Annotated in this window: 17 protein-coding genes, 1 tRNA gene and 2 pseudogenes; 13 read left to right on the plus strand and 7 right to left on the minus strand. The window is 36.1% G+C overall.

The annotated features are described in order from the left end of the window. The first annotated feature begins 103 nt into the window (after positions 1-103). Both ACIR131C_RS0117090 and ACIR131C_RS0117095 read left to right on the plus strand, forming a co-directional pair. On the plus strand, positions 104-799 hold the full coding sequence (locus ACIR131C_RS0117090; protein ID WP_028091186.1) for a M15 family metallopeptidase: 696 nt from the start codon (positions 104-106) through the stop codon (positions 797-799). A 57-nt stretch (positions 800-856) separates the two neighbouring features. Continuing rightward, a tRNA-Ser gene (locus tag ACIR131C_RS0117095) sits at positions 857-941 on the plus strand. Between the two features lie 13 nt (positions 942-954). Here the strand turns inward: ACIR131C_RS0117095 and ACIR131C_RS0117100 are convergent. Beyond that, a complete protein-coding gene (locus tag ACIR131C_RS0117100) occupies positions 955-2,595 on the minus strand; it encodes a protein kinase domain-containing protein (protein WP_028091187.1) in 1,641 nt (546 codons plus the stop codon). Positions 2,596-2,625: 30 nt separating this feature from the next. Next, on the minus strand, positions 2,626-2,874 hold the full coding sequence (locus ACIR131C_RS0117105; RefSeq protein WP_028091188.1) for a hypothetical protein: 249 nt from the start codon (positions 2,872-2,874) through the stop codon (positions 2,626-2,628). Positions 2,875-3,360: 486 nt separating this feature from the next. On the opposite strand from ACIR131C_RS0117105, the gene ACIR131C_RS0117115 reads away from it, so the two are divergent. Both ACIR131C_RS0117115 and hppD read left to right on the plus strand, forming a co-directional pair. Beyond that, entirely contained in the window at positions 3,361-4,077 is a 717-nt protein-coding gene (locus ACIR131C_RS0117115) for an SDR family oxidoreductase (RefSeq protein ID WP_035372323.1), read from the plus strand. 85 nt (positions 4,078-4,162) lie between these two features. Further along, positions 4,163-5,233, plus strand: a complete 1,071-nt coding sequence (gene hppD, locus ACIR131C_RS0117120; protein WP_028091190.1) for a 4-hydroxyphenylpyruvate dioxygenase — start codon at positions 4,163-4,165, stop codon at positions 5,231-5,233. Between the two features lie 206 nt (positions 5,234-5,439). Here the strand turns inward: hppD and ACIR131C_RS0117125 are convergent, their stop codons facing one another. Further along, on the minus strand, positions 5,440-5,907 hold the full coding sequence (locus ACIR131C_RS0117125; protein ID WP_028091191.1) for an SH3 domain-containing protein: 468 nt from the start codon (positions 5,905-5,907) through the stop codon (positions 5,440-5,442). A gap of 39 nt (positions 5,908-5,946) precedes the next feature. Continuing rightward, on the minus strand, positions 5,947-7,464 hold the full coding sequence (locus ACIR131C_RS0117130) for an AAA family ATPase (protein WP_028091192.1): 1,518 nt from the start codon (positions 7,462-7,464) through the stop codon (positions 5,947-5,949). Positions 7,465-7,946: 482 nt separating this feature from the next. On the opposite strand from ACIR131C_RS0117130, the gene ACIR131C_RS26185 reads away from it, so the two are divergent. Beyond that, the gene (locus ACIR131C_RS26185; protein ID WP_196811793.1) at positions 7,947-10,352 is read left to right on the plus strand and encodes an Eco57I restriction-modification methylase domain-containing protein; all 2,406 of its coding nucleotides are present in this window, start codon (positions 7,947-7,949) and stop codon (positions 10,350-10,352) included. After that, positions 10,339-11,838 carry a TaqI-like C-terminal specificity domain-containing protein gene (locus ACIR131C_RS26190; RefSeq protein ID WP_196811794.1) on the plus strand — a complete coding sequence of 500 codons (1,500 nt, stop codon included), beginning with the start codon at positions 10,339-10,341 and terminating at the stop codon, positions 11,836-11,838. Before ACIR131C_RS26185 ends, ACIR131C_RS26190 begins: the two co-directional genes overlap by 14 nt. A 101-nt stretch (positions 11,839-11,939) precedes the next feature. On the opposite strand, the gene ACIR131C_RS0117140 is transcribed toward ACIR131C_RS26190, so the two are convergent. Together ACIR131C_RS0117140 and ACIR131C_RS24780 are read right to left on the minus strand one after the other, a co-directional pair. Next, positions 11,940-12,224, minus strand: coding sequence for a hypothetical protein (locus ACIR131C_RS0117140; RefSeq protein ID WP_015083498.1), 285 nt, complete (start codon positions 12,222-12,224; stop codon positions 11,940-11,942). Continuing rightward, positions 12,214-12,456 (minus strand): annotated as a pseudogene (locus ACIR131C_RS24780) (BrnT family toxin); the annotation flags it as partial. The gene ACIR131C_RS0117140 and the pseudogene ACIR131C_RS24780, both read right to left, overlap by 11 nt. A 161-nt stretch (positions 12,457-12,617) precedes the next feature. Between ACIR131C_RS24780 and ACIR131C_RS0117145 the strand changes: the two are divergent. Together ACIR131C_RS0117145 and ACIR131C_RS0117150 are read left to right on the plus strand one after the other, a co-directional pair. Continuing rightward, entirely contained in the window at positions 12,618-13,769 is a 1,152-nt protein-coding gene (locus ACIR131C_RS0117145; RefSeq protein WP_028091193.1) for an AAA family ATPase, read from the plus strand. A gap of 23 nt (positions 13,770-13,792) precedes the next feature. Beyond that, positions 13,793-14,554, plus strand: a complete 762-nt coding sequence (locus ACIR131C_RS0117150; RefSeq protein ID WP_334310535.1) for a DUF3226 domain-containing protein — start codon at positions 13,793-13,795, stop codon at positions 14,552-14,554. A 12-nt stretch (positions 14,555-14,566) separates the two neighbouring features. Here the strand turns inward: ACIR131C_RS0117150 and ACIR131C_RS0117155 are convergent, their stop codons facing one another. Next, complete coding sequence (locus ACIR131C_RS0117155; protein WP_028091195.1) at positions 14,567-15,784, minus strand: DUF4336 domain-containing protein; 1,218 nt, start codon at positions 15,782-15,784, stop codon at positions 14,567-14,569. A 625-nt stretch (positions 15,785-16,409) separates the two neighbouring features. Here ACIR131C_RS0117155 and cysC point away from each other — a divergent pair. The 5 genes and pseudogenes from cysC to ACIR131C_RS26195 form a co-directional block, all read left to right on the plus strand. Continuing rightward, the gene (cysC, locus tag ACIR131C_RS0117165; protein WP_269208809.1) at positions 16,410-16,991 is read left to right on the plus strand and encodes an adenylyl-sulfate kinase; all 582 of its coding nucleotides are present in this window, start codon (positions 16,410-16,412) and stop codon (positions 16,989-16,991) included. A gap of 487 nt (positions 16,992-17,478) precedes the next feature. Beyond that, on the plus strand, positions 17,479-18,957 hold the full coding sequence (gene glcD, locus ACIR131C_RS0117170; RefSeq protein WP_028091198.1) for a glycolate oxidase subunit GlcD: 1,479 nt from the start codon (positions 17,479-17,481) through the stop codon (positions 18,955-18,957). Between the two features lie 142 nt (positions 18,958-19,099). Next, the gene (gene pgsA, locus ACIR131C_RS0117175; RefSeq protein ID WP_028091199.1) at positions 19,100-19,612 is read left to right on the plus strand and encodes a CDP-diacylglycerol--glycerol-3-phosphate 3-phosphatidyltransferase; all 513 of its coding nucleotides are present in this window, start codon (positions 19,100-19,102) and stop codon (positions 19,610-19,612) included. Between the two features lie 21 nt (positions 19,613-19,633). After that, positions 19,634-20,911 (plus strand): AAA family ATPase, encoded by a 1,278-nt coding sequence (locus tag ACIR131C_RS0117180; protein ID WP_028091200.1) that lies wholly within the window; start codon positions 19,634-19,636, stop codon positions 20,909-20,911. Then, positions 20,889-21,069 (plus strand): annotated as a pseudogene (locus ACIR131C_RS26195) (hypothetical protein); the annotation flags it as partial. The gene ACIR131C_RS0117180 and the pseudogene ACIR131C_RS26195, both read left to right, overlap by 23 nt.

Here is a 21,069-nt window from a genome sequence, read left to right on the forward strand (position 1 = left end):
GGCATCCTGCCCGCACAATTTGTACCTATTTTTGTGTTAATGCGCTGTAATTTATACAGACATCATACAAAACCTGATATCTGAGATTAAATTAACAACTAAAATGCGACCATACCACCAAATCCCCATTATTGAATGTGGTGAACCTTTAGTGAAAATTCCTCTGGAACTATTTGCGGTAGAATCTCCTCACCCTTATCAAAAGTTAGGTGCTAATTATGGAGAACATTCACCTTATTATTTGCGCGAAAGTGTAATTTCCAATTTGATTCAGGCGCAAAATTATTTACAATTTACAAATCCCCATTGGTACATTCAAATATTCGATGCTTATCGTCCCGTAGCTATCCAACAATTTATGGTAGATTATAGTTTTAGGGAAGCACTGGCAAGTAGGGGTTTAACAGCAGCAGAATTGTCACCCCAGCAACTCGAAGAAGTCTGGGAAGCAGTTTATGAAATTTGGGCTGTACCAAGCTTGGATATGAATACCCCTCCTCCCCATAGTACGGGTGCTGCGGTGGATATTACCTTAGTCAATGATACTGGGGAAATTGTGGATATGGGTTCACCCATTGATGAAATGTCCGGGCGATCGCATCCCGATTATTATATTAATAGTCATCAAACCTACCATACTCACCGCCAATTATTGTACAATGTCATGTTAAAAGCTGGATTTCAACGTAATCCTAAAGAATGGTGGCATTTTTCCTTTGGTGATCAAATGTGGGCTTGGTTATATAATCAATCTCATCCTGAAAGTGTAATGACAGCACGTTATGGCAGATTGACCTAGAACACACAGAAATTTTCTTTCTTGTTGTGCTATAATCCCAATTAATCATAATTTATTGGAGAGGTGTCCGAGTGGTTGATGGTGACGCACTCGAAATGCGTTTTGGGGAAACTCAACGGGGGTTCGAATCCCCCCCTCTCCGTTGAATTTACTGCTTATTGTGGTGGTTTTTCCCCATCTTGCAGTGGTTTTTCCCCATTTTGTGGCGGTTTTTCTGCCTTTTGCGGTTGATTTTCCGGTGCTTGATTTTGGTTTGTTTCTTGGGTTGGGACTTCCACAGAAGAAGAATTTGCTGGTTGAGTTTCCTTTTGAGGGATAATTACGGGACGAGATGCTGGTGAAGATGGGGGTAATACCTGATTTTGATCGGATTCTGGTACGGTATTTTTTGGGACTGGAGGAAGGGTTTTCTGTGATTCTTTAGCCTCACGCAAAGTGTCTACTAAAGACGGTGAAGGAGTAACAACTGGTGTTGATTTCTCTATTGTTGTATCAGGAGTTGGGGTAGGTTGAGAGTTATCTTCAGGTGCTTTTTCTTCATAACTGCTATTACTACTATTACTAGTAGGAGTTGGTTCTGGAGAAACAATCACATTTTTCCTTTTTCTTCTCAAACTACGCACTGGTATAGATTCCCTGGAATAGGAGGTTTGAGTCTTTTCACTTTCAGGTGATGGTGATATTTCAACAACAGGTTTGGGTGTGTTAGATTCGTAAGTAGTTTGTTCAACCAGCGGTTTAGGTGATGGTTTTAATAATGTCCGAATCATGCTAAAACCTGCTGTAGCTGCAAGTAAAGCGATACCCACACCAATAACTCCTTTCGGTACACCTGTTTTTTGTTTAATATCAGGGACTTTGTTGATGATTGATGGTGTAGAAATGGGAACAGGAGTAACTTTTTTATGTAAATTTTTTGACTTTAAACCCGATAAATTAATAGTAGGTACTGACTGAGTAGGTAAAATTGGTGATATGACATTTAACCCATTCCCCGGTAGCATTTGTAGCCATTCTGCGACTGTATTAGGCCGAAATTGGGGTTCTATAGCCATTCCCCGCATCACTGCTTCATTAACAGCCGCGCTAAGACTGGGCTGTAGTTCATTAGGAGAGGGCATTTTCTGGCGATCGCGCAATAATGCAGGTATAGGAACTTGTGCCGTTAATAGTGCATATAAGGTCGCCGCTAACCCATACACATCTGTGGCTGCTGTGCGTGGTGCTTGGGTTAAATATTGTTCAATGGGTGCATAACCCTCGCTGACCAAACTTGTGTGTGTCTGTTTTGCCCCATCATTAAATTCTCTAGCAATCCCAAAATCAATTAATACTACTTCCTGAGTTCCTTGACGCAAAATAATATTATCTGGTTTAACATCTCTGTGTAATAACCCGTTATGATGTACTACCTGTAAAGCCGCGCCTATTTGGCGGATATAATGAATAGCGGTGGCTTCTGGTAGGGGTATTCCTGGTAATACAAATGCTGTACCTAAAGTCTCTCCGGGAATGTATTCCATGACCATATAGGGTAGACTGTCTTCCTGAAAAAAGTCACTTACCCGGACAATGTGAGGATGAACACAAGTAGCTAATCTTTTGGCTTCCTCTTGAAATTGGCGCTGGAATTTGGGAAAATCGGGATGTTGTCGCAAGTGTTCATGGATAGTCTTCATTACCACTTCTTGACCTAAATAGTGGTGCATAGCTTTAAAAGTAACACCAAATCCGCCCCGCCCTATTTCCTGGAGGATGGTATATTTTCCATTCTGTAAAATTGTGCCTGCTAACATAGGGTTTTTGAATCTTAAATGAGCAGATGATTAACTAGGTTGTAGCACTTTTAGCTGTAAAATACAAACACAAATCACCAGTCTAAGATGAATATTTTGATATTCCGCCAAGACGCAAAGACCTAAAGGAAGAAAAGGAAAATTTAAACAGATATAAAATACTCTATAACTGAAAACTAGATTGGTTTTCTGTAGTTGCAATTTTACTAACTCATGAGCTATGATTGCTCCTATTAAATCTGTCTGAGTAATAATTAATAGTTCAGGTGAGGCGATCATATTCCCGACTCATTTGATTTATTATATTCCATAAATGATAAATTTCTTTGTTAAATTCTGGGATCTGGATATGAACAATTACTATCGCTGAATACTTACCCTCTGAATCAAAATTTTTCTATCTTTAATCCCGGATTTCTCACAACTGGGAAATGATTTCCTGTGTGTGTTGCTAAAACCTTCAGCACTAATTGAGGAGGATCTAATTTTTGCATTAGACATCTTGTGAGAATTAAATGTGCGTCACTTGAAACCCTTGTAGAGACGTTCCATGGAACGTCTCTACAATATTTTTCACCAGATGTCTATTGAAAATATCTTGAGGTCAGGGACTATCAAAATCATCCACAAATCGGATAAATGTAGACAAACGGGACATTAACTAGGTTTGGGGTTTTTTTTCCGAAGAAAACCCCTACTTTCGTTCTATTTTGCCTAAGTTCTGTATATGATAAATATAGTCTGTGAAGAAATGTAAATAATGTGATGCTACAAGATAAAGTTATTGTCATTGTCGGTGCTACTGGTGGTATTGGTGCAACCCTGACTCGTCAACTAGCGCCCACAGGGGTGAGGTTGGTACTGGCAGCTAGAAACGCGGAAAATTTAGCAGCATTAGCAAGTGAGTTACCGGGAGAATCTGGAAATGTACTTATAGTTCCCACTGATATTACTCAACCTCAACAAGTAGATACATTAATCCAAAGGACAATAAGCCAGTTTGGACAAATTGATGTCTTAGTAAATGCAGCCGGAGCGGGCATTCTTAAAGCCTACAACACTATTGAACCAGCAGATTTAGAGAAAATGCTAAATTTGAATTTAAAAGGCTGTTTTTACACCACTCAAGCAGCAGCGAAAGAGATGCAAAAACGTAAATCTGGTCATATTTGTAACGTTGTCGGTATTCTGGGTAAACATTCTATGCCCATGGCTGCGGCTTATTCTGCTTCTAAATTTGGTGTAGTGGGTTTTAGTAAATCCATAGCAGAAGAACTGAAACGCTTTGGAGTGAAGATAACGCTGTTTTACTTTGGGGGAATAGATTCTCCTTTTTGGGATCAGGTAAATTTAAAAGTAGATCGGAATAAAATGCTCAGTTGTGAAACTGCTGCAAATGCGATTTTCTATGCTTTATCGGTTGAACCCCAGGCTATACCAATGGAAATTAATATTCAACCTGAGAGTCATTTATTTTTCTAGTATATAACAGATGAAAGCTGATAATAAATACTTGAAATACTTGATTTTCAATACCTGATTTTGAATACCTGATTTTGAATAAGTTATGCTGGTTGATCATGTTCACTTCTATGTTGAAGATGCAGTAAGGTGGAGAGATTGGTTTGTATATTGTCTTGGTTTTCAAGCAGTAAATGAGGGCATTTTTCCAAGTCTTTCTTATCGTCAAAAATCCTTGCATACTTGTACAAAAGTAGTAAAAAGTGGCTCTGTATACTTTTTACTTTCTTCTCCGATTTTACCTACTAGTCCTGTGGCTGAATTTTTGCGTCAACATCCTCCTGGTGTGGCTGATATAGCCTTTGTTGTTGATGATGTGGAAACATTGACAGCAAAGGCCATCAGCAATGGTGCAAAAGTTCTGCAACCGGTGGTTGATGCTGGATTTTGTAAGTATGCTAAAATTGCAGCCTGGGGTAGTTTGAATCATACATTAATTACCAGAAATAAGGACAAAATCAGGCAAGAGGTAACAGGTAAGAGGGAGCAAGTACATCATGCTATTACCGCAATTGATCATCTAGTTTTGAATGTGGGAGTTGGTGAGTTAGAAGCCGCTGTTAATTGGTATCAAAACATCTTTGATTTCCAGCCTCAACAAAGTTTTAAAATTAAAACTGATCGTTCTGGTTTGCATAGTCGGGTGATGATTTCTCCCCATGGAAATATCCAATTACCAATTAATGAACCAGCGTCACCTAGTTCGCAAATTCAGGAGTTTATAGAGGTGAATAGAGGGGCAGGTATTCAACATATTGCTTTACTGATACCAAATCTTGTTGATGCAATTGTTTGTTTTCGTGCTGCTGGTTTATCCTTTCTTTCTGTTTCTCAAAATTACTATGCCCAGTTACAAAAACGAGATAAATTTTCCCTGTCACTTCAAGAATTAAAAGCGATCGCCCAGCAGGAAATTTTGGTAGACTGGCATGAAGATGCGACTATAGGACAACTATTATTGCAAATTTTCAGCCAACCAATTTTTTCACAACCAACTTTTTTCTTTGAATTTATTGAACGTCGTCTTTTAGCTCAAGGTTTTGGAGAAGGTAACTTTATGGCTTTATTTCAAGCCATTGAACGTGAACAAATTAAACGTGGTTTTGTCAGCAGTTAGTACATTTTTCATTGAGTATTCAAAATCTAAAATCTAAAATCCAAAATCTAAAATCCAAAATCCCATAGGACTTACGCACAAGTCATGGAATAATGAACCACGGAGGAACGAAGAGAACGAAGAAAAGAGGGTTTGAGAGATATTTTGCGTAAGTCCTGATCCCAAATCTAAAATCCAAAATCCAAAATCCAAAATCTAAAATTCGGTTACTGAGAACGTTGAATATTACCTGCTTTTACCCAACCTTCTTGGTTAGTATCAGCAATGCGAATTTTTTGCCATTTTTTATCCGTACTTTGCTCTAAAATAATAACTTGTTTATTACCGCCAACTCCTCCTGTACTGGGAGAATTTATATCTGGTTCTGCTCTCATACTTAGCCCTTCTGGCCAAGTAACAATTCCTTGATAAGCACCTGGTGGTAATGTATTGGGTGATTTTGTGGGAGTAGGTGTAGGTACTGGACTAGAAATAACTTTTTTCTCAGGTTTAGGCTTGGTAATGGCTTTAGGCTTTGTGATTTCGTTTGTAGGATTATCGTTAGCAAACATCGGTTTGGGTGGATTTACGGCAGTACGGTTGACAAAATAAAGAGCAATTATCAAGCCAGTACCTAATAAAACCGCGATCGCTAAAAGTTGACCAAGTATAAATTTAAGTAGGTTTTTAAACATATAGTAGGGACTAGGGAATAGGTAAAAGATTTTTAATTTTTAATTCTTTTCTTGACGTTGGATACGTTGATTTAAAGGGGTATATTTTGAAGCTAGACGGGCCCTACCGGCTGCGGCCCATTCTTGGAGTTTTTGAATTTGCTCGACAGCGGTTCGCGCTAAGGGGATAATTTGACTAGCAGCTTCTAAAATATCATCGGTTGTGAAATCACGGTTTTGACTAAAACCAATGTGCATAGCTTCGATTAAAGTTTGCTCAATTTCTGCACCAGAAAAATCGGGAGTTTCATAGGCTAACCTATCAATCTCATAGCTGTTCAAATTATAGGGACGTAATCGGGATAAATGGACATTAAAAATTGCTTTTCGTTCCTCCTGACTAGGTAAACCAACAAAGAAAATTTCATCAAATCGCCCTTTTCTTAACATTTCTGGTGGTAAAGCTTGAATATCGTTAGCGGTGGCCACAACAAACACAGGGGAAGTTTTTTCAGCCAACCAATTGATAAAAGTCCCAAATACTCGACTAGTAGTACCTGCATCACCTTTGCTACCCAAACCAGAAAAAGCCTTATCAACTTCATCAATCCATAGTATACAGGGAGCGAGCGCTTCTGCGACTTGAATCATTTGTCGGGTGCGAGATTCTGACTCACCCACCAAACCGCCAAATAACCGCCCTACATCTAAGCGTAACAAAGGTAAGTGCCAATGGTGGGCGATCGCTTTAGCGGTTAAAGATTTACCAGTTCCCTGAATTCCTACTAACATTAACCCACGGGGGTGGGGTAAACCATATTGTCGGGCTTTTTCACTAAAAGAACCACCGCGACGAATTAACCAATCTTTCAAATTATCTAGTCCCCCAATATCAGTAATTTCCTCAGTTGCGGGATAAAAATCGAGAATTTGAGTTTGGCGGATAGTTTGGCGCTTTTCTGCTAAGACTAAATCTACATCTTCTGGTTGTAATTGTCCATGGGATGCGATCGCCCGTACTAACACCCGACGGATTCTTTCCATAGACAACCCTTGACAAGAACGCACCAAATCATCCAAGAACTTACCACCAGGAGGGTTGTTCGTGGTTTGTAATAACCGTTCTACCTCTGTTTTGATCTCCCCAGCGTTAGGTAGGGGAAATTCCACCACTGTTAGCACTTCTGTTAAATCATCAGGAATAACGACGCGGGGGGATAATAAAACAATATTTTTCGGTTGCGACTTCAATAGTCGGGCTAAATTACGGAGTTTACGAGAAATAGCCACATCATCCAAAAAACGATGATAATCCCGCAAAATCAACACCGCAGAGGCCGCAGCAGTCAATTTTTCCACAAACTCTAAGGCCTGTAACGGGTTACGTTTACCAAATCCCACATCATTAGGACTTCCCTGATAACCGTCTACAAAATCCCAAGTATACACCGGACGATTACCTTGATTGATGGCTTCTTCCCGAATCGCAGCTTCTACCCGTTCTTCTTCATAGGTGGGAATATAAATCAATGGATACCGAGCGCGAAGTAACAATTTAAACTCATCACGAAAATTCATAAAAGTAATGGTTCTTAAATGTAGAAATTCAGGATCTTCAAAAAATCTCTAATTTATAATAACTCAAGTTGTCATTCATCTGGTTGAGGCTGGTAATTTGGTCATGAATCATAGGTAATTGGTGATCAAATATCTTTTTTATCCTGTTTATCCTTTCATCCTGGACATCCTGATGCTGATCATGTTTATTAATAAATCTTAATATTTAATCAGCTAATTTTATGTAACTGTAATGTTATAATATTAATCTCATAACAATATTTGATCAGGTTAAACAATGAATTGAATTGATGAAGGTGTACCAAAAGGTCTGATTAAGTTTGATGATGAATAAAAATATATAATAAAAATATATATTTACCATCAAATCTTCTTGATATCCACCTATGAGTCTGATATTTCTTTATTCATATAAGTGATATTTTTTCACAACAAATTAGATGAGTTTCCCGTGAATCTATAGATTTTTTCGATTTCCAATCATGACAAATACAAAAAACACAAATAAACCCTTATTTTCTCAACATTATTTAGATTATCGCATTCAAGAACTTCCAGAATGGCAATTAGATATTAAAGCAGAATTTGCGGCATTAAAAAATCTTTATTCATCAAAAAAGACGATTTTAGCTACTCTCAATGAATCTCAAACCGAAGATATATTTATTAAACCAGCTTTAGAAATTTTAGGTTTTAAATATATTCCTCAAGTTATTTCTCGCGGTCAAGGTAGAGCCGAACGTCCTGATTATGCCTTGTTTTTAAATGAAAGTGAAAGAGATACAGCCTACTCTTTTCAAAATAATGAAACTGCCTTTTATAGTCGAGTATTAGTCATAGCAGAAGCTAAATATTGGCAACGACAATTAAGTAAAATTTCCGCCAATGATCAACGAGACATTTTCAAAAATACCAACCCATCTTTTCAGATTTCCAGTTATTTAAGTGGGACAAATGTTGACTGGGGAATTTTAACCAATGGGAGAGAATGGCGTTTATATTATCGTCAAGCTTCTTCTACCGCAACGGAATTTTATCCAGTTGATTTAGTCGAATTATTAGAAACCGAAGATATAGAACAATTCAAATACTTTTGGTTATTTTTTAGAAGCGCGGCTTTTGCAAAAGATAGCTACAACAAAAACTTTTTAGAACGAGTCAGAGCAGGAAGTACAACTTATGCGACTCAAGTAGGAAACGAATTAAAAACCTTAGTATTTGATCAGATATTTCCTGATTTAGCAAGAGGGTTTATGGTAGACGCAATGCGACGGGGAAAAACCGTAGAACCAAAACAGATTTACGCAGCGACTTTATCATTTTTATATAAGTTGTTATTTCTCTTATATGCTGAAGCGAGAAACTTATTACCAATTACCACCGCTTACCGTGATTATAGTTTAATTAAAATTACCCAAGAAATAGCCGCAAGTCTGGATAAAAAAAGAACATTAAGTGAAACTTCCACAAAAATTTATCAGAGTTTGTTAGGTTTATTTGAAATAGTAGATAGGGGTGATAAAGCCTTAGCAGTACCTCGTTATAATGGTGGTTTATTTCACTTTGATTTTCATGAACTTGGAGATAGAGAAGATTATCCAGAGAATTATTTTTTGTCTGAACATCAAATATCTGATGCTATTTTATTTCCCGCTTTGGATAAATTAGCACGTTTTGAAAAATTACCCATTGACTACAGCTTTTTAGGTGTGCGACAATTGGGTTCAATTTATGAAGGATTATTAGAATATCGTTTAATCATTGAAGATGAAAAAACCGGAAAAGTGCATTTAGAAAATGATAAGGGTGAAAGAAAAGCTACAGGTTCTTATTACACACCAGATTATATTGTTAAATACATTGTTAGTCATACTCTCAAACCAATTTTAGAGGAGAGAAAACAAAGATTTGCAGATTTAATGACGCAAATTAACCAATTACATGAAAAAATGATAGATGGTAGATTAGGAATACAAAGTCGTAACGGCTTACAAAAAGATTTACAACGTTTAGAAAGACAAGCACAAAATACTTTACTTGATATTAAAATTTGTGATCCTGCTATGGGAAGCGGACACTTTTTAGTCGAAGCTGTTGATTATTTGACAGACGAATTAATCAATATTTTAAATGAATATCCCGAACATAATCCCATTTTGGAGATGTTAGGAAAAACCCGCAATAGTATTTTAGAAAACTTACAACAGCAGGGAATTAATATTGATATCAACTTAGACGATAATCAACTTTTACAAAGAGTGGTCATGAAACGCTGTATTTATGGTGTAGATTTAAATCCCATGGCCGTAGAATTGGCCAAGGTAAGTTTATGGTTACATTTTTTCACAATTGGCGCTCCTTTGAGTTTTTTAGATCATCATTTACGCTGCGGAAATTCTCTTATTGGTACAACTGCGCGAGAAGCAGAAGCGAATATGATGAGGGAAGAAAGTGGCCAATTGAGTTTATTAACAGGTCCGTTTGTGGGGTTGTTACGTGCTGCGGAAATTATGCGCGGTGTGAGTACATTAAGTGATGCAACTTTTGCGGAAGTGGAAACCAGCGAGAGGTTATTTAAGGAATTTGATCAAGCTGCGAAACCTTTTAAAAGGTTATTAGATATTTATGTTTGTCAATTTTTTGGTGTGAAACAAGCTAAGAATTTTTTAGAAAGATTTGGTATAAATGCGATCAATGCTAAGTTTGAAAATATGAATGCTGCTGATATTGCGGTATATGAAGAAGCGAGAAGGTTGTTTGACCAAAAGCGGTTTTTTCATTGGGATTTGGAATTTCCAGAGGTTTTTATTGATTTAGAAAGTGCTAGTTGGAAAGAAAATCCCGGTTTTGATGCTGTGATTGGAAATCCACCTTATGGATCGACCTAAATTACAATATATTAGTAATACTGTTATTTCCAAAGATATTTATCTATTTTTTATTGAACTTTCATTAGATATAATTTTCCAAATTGGTACTATAGGCTTAATTACTCCTAATACATGGATGACTTTAGAAAGTGGTTGTGATTTTAGGAAATTAGTTTTACAAACTACACAATTAATTAAGATAGCAGAATTTAGATCGGCTTTTCAAGATGCAATTGTAGAAACTGCTGCTTTAATAGCTTCTAAAGATGTTAATAGTTGTAAAAACACAGAAGTTTTAAATTTTGCAAATCAGGAAATCATTACTAGATATTTTCGTTTGACATCTGAATGGTTATTAAATGAAGGCTATGTAATTGATTATTATTTAAATATGGAAGAAATTAGTATTTTGAACAAGTCTATTAATCAATGTATTAAATTAGAAGAATTAGTTAATATATGTGGAGGTACAAAATTATATCAAAAAGGAAAAGGTAATCCACCTCAAACGCAGTTAGTTGTCAAGGAAAAACCATATACATCAAATAAATTACTACCAGATTTTGAACCACTAATTACAGGTGGAGATATACAAAAATATGTCACTCAAAACGAGCTTATTTATGTTAAATATGGTGTATGGTTAGCTGAACCAAGAAATGAAAGTATATTTAGAAATCAAAAAATTATAGTCCGACGTACTGATGATTCAATTATTGCAAGTATTGATTGTGATTTGAGGATTTGTCAAAATTCTGTACATTGTCTTCTCAAAAAACAAGATAGTATTTTTTCTGATTATTTTTTGTTATCAATATTAAATTCTTTTTATATTAAATGGTGGTATCAAAAGAAAAATTTTCAGATGGTTGGTAAGCCTTTTGCTGAAGTTAAAGTTATTTATTTGTCAAGAATACCAGTTCCAAAAATCTCCTTCACAACTCCCGCAGAAAAACGTCAAACTTATCTAGAAAACACAATTAACCTTTACCAACAATATCAAATCAATCATAACCCAAATATCCTACTTACCCAAATTGATCACCACCTTAACCAACAACCAGAAGAAGCAGACGTAATTCATGACTTACTGGTATATTTAGCCGAACAAATGATAGAATTAAATAAACAAAAACAAACAGAAATCAAAAGCTTTTTAACATGGTTAGCCAGATTAATCGGTACTGATATTGATAATCTTACCAATAAATCTAAAATTCAAAATTATTTAGGTGATTATTATAAACAAAAACAAGCAGACAACCATTTAACCCTTGACGAATTAATTGATATTCTCAAGAAAAACAAGAAAAAACTAAAAATTGATATCAGCGGTAGAAAAGAACAAGAAACATTAGCCAAAGAATATCAAGCCAGTTTAAACACACTCCTACCCATCAAAAAACAACTAAAACAATGTGATTGGTTAATTGATGAAATCGTTTATAAACTATATAAATTAACTCCAGAAGAAAAAGCGATCATTGAGGGAGAAAATAATTAAAAAATTCTAATTAAAAAATTCAGATCACCGACTTAAGGAGAAGTGCGTAACTGGCTTAATTCCCTTCTCGATAGAAGAATCTGAAAATTTTAAACGTTTTTCTATTTATTAACAACTTCATTTAATGCTTCATGAATAATATCATCACTCACACCATGTCGTTTTAAACTAGCAATTAAAGCATTAACTGTATTATTTTCTAACTTTTCTAAATCTGCTCTCATTCCCTGTCCAATATATGCTCGAATCAAGGGTTGATAACCAGAAAAACCAAGTATGGGTGCAAGTTGTTTCAATTCTTCTACTACATCTTCTGGTATTCTTAGCGTAACCGTAATCATGGGGCGATTTTTGTCTAAGCGTTGTTTTAATGTTTCAATCTTCATAATATTCTCGCTCCTTTCGTGTGGCTTTACGGGCTGAAATAATTCTGATTACATCATCTTCAAATTCGATATGGACTACAAATAAAAGATTCCAACGGGTATCTAAACCAATGATGGCATCTCTGGCTTCATCATTGCGACTAGCATCTACTATTTTGATGAATGGATCAAAAAATGCCTCTGCTGCTTGTTTAAAGGTTATGCCATTATGTTTACTAAGGTTATTTAGACTTTTTTCCTCGTTCTAGACGAAGGTAATACCATTTAAAATAAAGTAGACATCCATAAAATAAATGATAGATTACTGTATTTACATTGTCAATATGGTATGTTATATATTGACAACTTTTAGAACAATAATCTATGGTATACAGCTTGAGCTAAAATAAGTCTATGAGAAATTTAGAAACCGTCACAATTCATCAATTTAGAGGACTTCGAGACTTAGAACTAAAGGATCTCGGACGTATTAACCTACTTGTGGGTATTAACAACTCAGGGAAAACTAGTGTTCTAGAAGCATTATCTGTCTACTGTCACCCACTGGATATTAAAGTGTGGCTGAGTACAGCAAATCAACGAGAGCAGGATATTGGAGTATATCGTATTCGTCTACTGGATGCTATAAAGTGGTTATTTACACATAATTATGCATCCATTGTAGAACCTGATAAACCTATTATTCTTATTTCTAGCACTGGTTTATTTTCTGTAAAGAAGTTAATAGCAAGCTATGAAGAAATGGAGCAAATATCGTTATCTGAGGAAAGCAATATCACAAATATTAGCAACGAAGAAGAAATTGAAAATGAAGATACACCAAGAGTTAAGAAAGGAATTAAGCTAAAAATAGAGGTATTTGCAGATGATGGTTATCAATTAAGTTTATTTGGCGAACCACCTGCTTTTATTACAGATTTTTTGCTATGGGAGGATGAACGTTTTTATAGATTATCTGGAAAGAGAGAACCAAGTCTCAAGACATCTGTAGTAACACCATCATCTCATCGTTCAGAAGTTGGTCAATTTCGATTACTTTCAGAAGCAACATTTCAAAATTTTAAAGCTGATGTAATTAAATTATTAAAACAGATTGATAACAATATTTCTGATATAGAAATATTGTTACCTCCAGAATCTATCAGTTCTCGATTTAATATATATATTCAACATGAAAAACTAGGACTTGCACCAGTCAGCACCTTTGGTGATGGTATTCGTCGCTTATTACATATAGCTCTTAAACTAGCCAGTGTCAAAGGTGGTATTCTTTTAATTGATGAATTAGAGTCAACAATTCATACAGAAGCCTTACAAAATTCTTTTCAATGGTTAGTTAAATGGTGTACAGAAATGGATGTTCAATTATTTGCAACTACCCATAGTCTGGAAGCTGTTGATGCTTTATTAGAAGTTACTGAATCAGATTCAGATTTAGTGCTTTATCGCTTAGAACCAAAGGAAGAAAAAACAAAAGTAGTTAGACATGATGGACATAGATTAAGACGTTTAAGAGAAGAATTAGGTCAGGAGGTGCGTTGGTGAGTCGGAAATATGTTTTAATTGGTGTGGAGGGTCCCCATGATCAGGCTTTTGTATCTAGGATATTGTGTAAATTATTAGGCTTTTCTAAATTTGATGGGAAGATGTCAGAACTAGATAATTTTTGGCGAAAATTTATCCCTAATTATCCTAAAGGTGGAAATTTATATGATAGGCTTGATATGCCTCAGATATTATATAATGATAATTTCTCAATAGCTATATATGTAGGTAATGGAGGTGAGTTAATTCAGAATTTAAGTGATAAATTATCTGATATTGATATTTCAACTCTTTTCGCTTTTGCAATAGTAGCTGATACTGATAACAATACACCTGACAAAGTGGTAAAAGAGTATCATAAAGGTTTTAAAGAATATTTTCCTCATTTTCCAACTGAAGTTACTCAAAGTGGTAATGTTACAGAAGGTTCACCAGAATTAGAAACAAAAGCAGGAATTTATATATTACCAGATAATTCTCAACTAGGAGTTTTAGATACTTTAATTTGTGATTGTGGAGATTTAGTTTATCCTGAATATATGCAAAGAGCAAAGGAATATATAGATAAATTTTCTCAGGAAGAGAGGAAGAAAAAGTTAGAGTGGAAACCTTTTGATCAACAAAAAGCTATAATTGCCACAGTGGCCAGTGTTCTTCGGCCAGGTATGACAAATACGGTAACTATTATGCGTGATGATTGGATTAGTATTGAGACAGCGGAAATTCCAGCTATTAAAAATTTCACTGAGTTTTTAAGAAATTTGTTAAATTTAAAAACTGAATAATACCCTGTCATTCTACACCTTCTCCCGCGCTGGTGGTACAATACCAAGCTTATTCAAACCCGCATCAATATCTCTCAACAATTTAAAATCATCCTCCGGTAAAAGATAACTATTACTACTAACAAAACCTCCAAGGGGTTGTGTTTCTAAAAACCCAAATGCTTGACGAAATTGTTGCGGTTCTGATTTAATTGGAGCATCAAAATGACAGGGAATAATCCATTGAAAATCCCATTTTGCAACTTTATCAGCCCAATTGATAGTTTCCTGGGGTGCGCGATTTAAAATCAAACGTTGTAAAATTGGCGCAACAAATATCCGCCCATTCCCTCGCAAAATATCAAAAGAATCTTGCCAATTTTCCTGCCATTGGAAAGGAAAAAACCCAAAATATGCCTTTTTAGACCTTTCTGGGGCTTTTTGGGCATCCCGCCATATTTGACTCCATGTAGGTACTTTCAACGTACTAGGACTGAAGTACAAGGCAAATAATGTTACTCGCTGCCACCCTTTGAGGCGATTGGCTGGGGTATCTAAAACCATGTCAAAAGCTTGATCTTTGGCGTGGTATAATAAAGGATAGGGGTCAAGTTGGACAATTGCTGGTGGTTCTGCTGGTACTGAAACTATAGTATCTGTAACTAAGAGCGTGTGCGATCGCTTATGGAAAAAAGCCACCTCTGCAAACTTACCCAAACCGAGATCAATAGGTCCAAGGATTGCATAATCAAAATCCTCAGCAAAAGGGGCTTCCTGGCTATTTTCAGGTAATATCCGAGTGCGTTTATCAGGTAAACCCAACCAACTCAAAGGCAAATTTAGGGGAAAACTCCATTGTCCCGGAGCAACAAATATCTGTGCATTGGGAAAGCGTCGCGCAAACGGACCTACAAATACTTTATGTTCTATTCCTGATATCGTCGGCAATATAATATACTTAATATCACCGTGTTCTGTGACTAATTCATTTAGTAATCGGGTACATTCTCCCGTGGGTGCAACAGGTGCATAAACTAGTAAACCGCCCTTTTCTAGCTTAATTACAGTCATGCGAATTGGCACAACTACATAAAAAATTCCCTGTAATTGGTCGAAAGTCCAAATAGTATCTTTAATAACTTCTTGACGAATAGTGCGACGTTGACCATAAGGATAAATTGGCACAACAGGCCAAAACCGCCAGGAAACATCCTGGGCATGAATTTGTTCTATACTCTCATTTTCCACCACTGTCTGAACCTCCACCAGTCCGCTCTATCAAACTGACCCAAAACTATAAAAAAAGAGGATGAAAAGGGGGCTGATATAGTAGCAAAAACTACAGACAGCCCGGATTAAAGATTATAACACTATTAGAATGCTTCTTACACACAAGTGGATTCCGAAGCCTTTATTTTGCATCAGTTCACTGAGAGGATGTTTTAAAAGTGGGAGGCTGTTGTAAGAAGGCTCACAAAGTATATGCTGGAATTTGTAGATAATAGCACCTTGTGAGCAGATGAGTAAAGCATACCCTAGTAACTTGACATGGAATGGGAATTGATAGCAGAAGAGTTTCCATCAGCCAAATCCGGTGGTCCTCCACGCAGTGTAGCAATGTGTGGATATGTTAGGGCTGGTTTTGCCGGTTTTGGTAACGTCTCCCAGAACAGGAAGAAGCTAAAAAAGTTCTCCATCGAGTTCATAATACCCAGAATCAGGTTAAACGATTAAATATCATTTAAAACATCCTCTTAATGGCATGGCACAGGTATTATATAAAAGGAGACAGGAGGTGGGGAGTAGAGAGTAAGGGAAATGTATAAAGTTTTTTAACGCTAATCAAATTTAAGTATCAGTCTTGTATTAAGTTTTGATTCTTAAATATCGGGTTCATTCAAAAAATAACAAGGAAATTAACATGAAATATTCTGGATTAACCTTATGGTTTACAGGGTTAAGTGGTGCTGGTAAAACCACTATTTCTCAGGGGGTAGAATTGGAGTTAAAAAAACGATGTTGTCGGGTAGAAGTTTTAGATGGGGATGTGGTGAGAACTCATCTTTCCCAAGGTTTAGGTTTCAGCAAAGAAGACCGGGATATTAATGTTCATCGCATTGGATTTGTGGCCAGTCTGTTAAGTCGTTATCAGGTAATTGCCATTGTTTCTGCTATTAGTCCCTATAGAGAAACGAGAGAAAAAGTAAGACAGATGACAGAAAATTTTGTGGAAGTTTATGTGAAAGCATCTTTAGAAACCTGTGAAGACAGGGACGTTAAAGGTTTATACGCCAAAGCTAGATCTGGAAAAATTAAAGGATTTACAGGTATTGATGACCCCTACGAAGAACCTATAAATCCAGAAATTATTTGTAATACAGAACAGGAAAGTATTGATGAAAGCGTTGTTAAGGTAATACACTACTTGGAAAAAATGGGATATATTCCAGATGTCTAAAATTAATTGCTAATTATTCAATTTCTGGAAACCTGATCAACCTTAACAATAGGTTTCAGATAACTATTCATACCTATCTGAAACCGACTTTAATTTTTAGTTGTTAAACTTCATATAAATGTAGGGTCAATCTAAGGTCAATCTAAAATCTAAAATCCAAAATTGATATGACTGAATCTTGACTTTATCAACCCCGAAAGAATATTCTCTTAATATTTAATCAGCTAATTTTATGTAAATCAAGAACACTTTGTATAACGAATTGGTACAAGATAGAATCCTACAACCATGGAATCTGAATTGTTGTTAATCATTGTGCCATTTTCTATTATACACAAAACCATAAAAAATATCTACTTAATCAATAACGATTACCATCTGAGTAAAAAGATATTGGAGACTTTAATGTAACATCGTATTTGTGATATAATGGACAGTTAAATCAATATTTTGCTATCATCAACATCTACCACAGATAAAAAACTCTATGCTTACCCAAGAATCACCCAAAACTCAAACCATAAACTGGAAACCCATAATCAAAAAATTTGTCGCAGTCCTGGGAGAAAAAGGTGTAGTACAACGCAAAGAAGAACTCCTTACCTATGAATGTGACGGTTTGACCAGCTATAAACAATGTCCCCCCGTCGCAGTCTTACCAAGAACCACAGAACAAGTATCAGAAATCGTCAAAATTTGCAATCAATTTTCCGTTCCCTTTATTGCTAGAGGTTCAGGAACAGGTTTATCTGGTGGCGCTTTACCAGCAGAAAATTCTGTTTTAATTGTCACTTCATTAATGCGACAAATCTTAAAAATAGACTTAGAAAATCAACGGGCAGTTGTCCAACCCGGAGTAATTAATAGTTGGGTAACTCAAGCAGTTAGCGGCGCTGGTTTTTATTTTGCACCAGACCCTTCTAGTCAAATTATTTGTTCTATTGGTGGTAATATCGCCGAAAATTCAGGAGGGGTACATTGTTTAAAATACGGTGTAACAACAAATCATGTTTTAGGTTTAAAAATTGTCCTTCCTAATGGTGAAATTGTTGATATTGGTGGACAAATTCCCGAAACTCCAGGTTATGATTTAACAGGTGTCTTTGTCGGTTCAGAAGGTACTTTAGGAATTGCGACAGAAATCACTTTAAAAATTCTCAAAGCTGCGGAATCAATTTGTGTTTTATTAGCAGATTTTACCAGTGTAGATGCTGCTGCTGCAACGGTTTCTGATATTATCAGCGCGGGCATTATTCCTGGTGGTATGGAAATGATGGATAATATTAGTATTAACGCTGTAGAAGATGTGGTTGCCACTAATTGTTACCCTCGTGATGCTGCGGCTATTCTATTAGTAGAAATTGATGGTTTAGAAGTCGAAGTTTCTGCTAATAAACAGCGACTTAAAGAAATTTGTCAAAAAAATGGAGCGCGAAATGTGACTAGCGCCAGTGACCCAGAAACTAGATTAAAATTATGGAAAGGTAGAAAAGCAGCTTTTGCCGCTGCGGGACATATTAGCCCAGATTATTATGTACAAGATGGTGTAATTCCTCGCACTCAATTACCTTATGTTCTCCAAGAAATTGAGCGGTTAAGTCATCAATATGGTTATCCTATTGCTAATGTTTTTCACGCTGGAGATGGTAATTTACACCCATTAATTTTATTTGATAATTCTGTACATGGAGAATTGGAAAAAGTTGAAGAATTGGGAGGAGAAATTCTGAAATTATGCGTAAAAGTGGGTGGTAGTATTTCTGGTGAACATGGTATTGGTGCTGATAAAAAATGCTATATGCCAGATATGTTTAGTGAAGCTGATTTGGAAACAATGCAATGGGTAAGAAAAGTCTTTAATCCCCAAAATTTAGCAAATCCTGGTAAGATTTTTCCTACTCCTCGCACTTGTGGAGAAGCTGCAAAAGTACCTATTCAAAAATTCCCAGATGTAGAAAGATTTTAACAGGGAAGTTGGAAATCAGGAATATATAGCTATTCCTGATATTATGAAATACAGTTTTGATCACCTGTATTTCCTTCCTAATTCTTTATTTCTCCCTGTCTTTAATTCTTCCTCCTTACTCCTGAGTTATTACATTTTTCTCATGACTTTACCTAACTGGATTACTTTTTCTCGACTGCTGGGAATACCTTTTTTACTCTACGGTTTATACAATCCTACAAATCAAGCCAAATGGATATGTTTAACTATATTTTTAATTGCGGCTCTAACTGATTGGTTGGATGGATATTTGGCCAGAAAATTGAACCAAATTAGTGAATTAGGTAAATTTCTTGATCCTTTGGTAGATAAATTATTGGTACTTGCACCATTATTAGTGTTAGTAGAATTAGGAAAAATTCCAGCTTGGGCAGTTTTTATAATTTTAGCACGGGAATTAGCGATCGCAGGTTGGCGAGTTAATCAAACTACTATCACCGGTGCAAATATTTGGGGTAAACTGAAAACAGTTAGTCAAATTATTGCCATATCTCTCCTAATTGCTCCCTTATCTCCAACTTGGCAAACTCCTATTTTAATTGCCTTTTGGATATCGGTAATATTAACAATTATTTCAGGAATAATTTATCTCATTCCTCAAAAAATTAGTGAGTAAAATCAAAGTAGAGCAAATTAAATGTCTAGAATAGAAGGCTTTAGAGTTAGAAATTACAGAGTTATTCGTGATATTACCTTGGGGAAATTGTGGAATACACAAAGTGCCAAGCCATTAACACCAATGACAGCGGTTATTGGTAAGAATGGCGTGGGAAAAAGCACGATTTTTGACATTTTTGGCTTTCTTGCTGATTGCTTGAAAAATGGAGTAGAAGAAGCTTGTTATGCTCATGGTCGTGGTGGGTTTGAAAAAATTCTCTCTCAAGGACAACAGGGAAGTATTGAGTTTGAAATCTATTATAAAGAAGATGGTAATGCCCGACCAATTACTTATGAATTAGCCATAGATATTGACTCATTTCAAAGACCTTATGTAAAAAAAGAGAGACTGAGACAACGCAGAATAGGACAAAGTAAGGGACAACCTTTTTCTTTTTTAATTCTCAATGAAGGCAGAGGAATCGCATGGAAAGGTGAACAACAAGGTAAGCAAGATGATTTTGATGTGTCAGATTTAATGGATAAAATCCAAAGAGGTGAAGCAGAAGAAGAAACTAAAGAAACCGAAGTAGTTGAACTTGATGATCCGCGAAAACTGGGAATTGCTACTTTAGGTTCACTTAAACAACATCCCCGAATTTCTATGTTTAGAAGATTTATTGAAGGGTGGTATTTAAGCTATTTTACACCAGATGCTGCCCGCAGTTTACCTCTAGCCGGACCACAAAAGCATTTGAATATTCATGGAGATAATTTAGGTAATGTAGTTCAATTTATGGAAAGAGAACATCCCAAAAAGTTTCAATCCATACTGGAAAAAATAGCGAATAAAATTCCCGGTGTCAATAAGATTAGCACTTACGCAAGTCTAGATGGAAGACTGCTTTTGCGTTTCAACGACAAGGGATTTCAAGACCCATTTTATTCTCAACAAATGTCAGATGGTACACTCAAAGTATTTGGCTATCTTCTGATGTTAGAAGACCCTTCACCACCACCATTTTTGTGTATCGAAGAACCGGAAAATGGACTTTATCATAAACTTTTAGAAACCCTAGCCAGAGAATTTCGAGAACACACTAGAGGTCAGAAAGGTGGGTCACAAATATTTGTGACAACACATCAACCATATTTTGTAGATGCTCTTGAACCTGAAGAAGTTTGGGTATTAGAAAAGGGTGAGGATGGATTTGCTAAAATTAAGCGGGCTAGTGAAGATCCTCTGATAAATAATCTTGTTTCTGAGGGTTTGCCCCTGGGTGGACTTTGGTACAGTGACTATTTGGACGCAAGGTGAATATATGCACTTTGAGATATTAGTTGAGGATATTTCTGGCAAAACTACTCTTGATATTCTTGTTCCAAAAATTATTAACCCTGAACAACACACATTTACAGCACTTCCCGGTGTTATGAGGTACATATCTAGCGGGCAAGATGCCCGCACCACAAGAG

The sequence above is a fragment of the Dolichospermum circinale AWQC131C genome (assembly GCF_000426905.1).
Taxonomy (GTDB): Bacteria; Cyanobacteriota; Cyanobacteriia; order Cyanobacteriales; family Nostocaceae; genus Dolichospermum; species Dolichospermum circinale.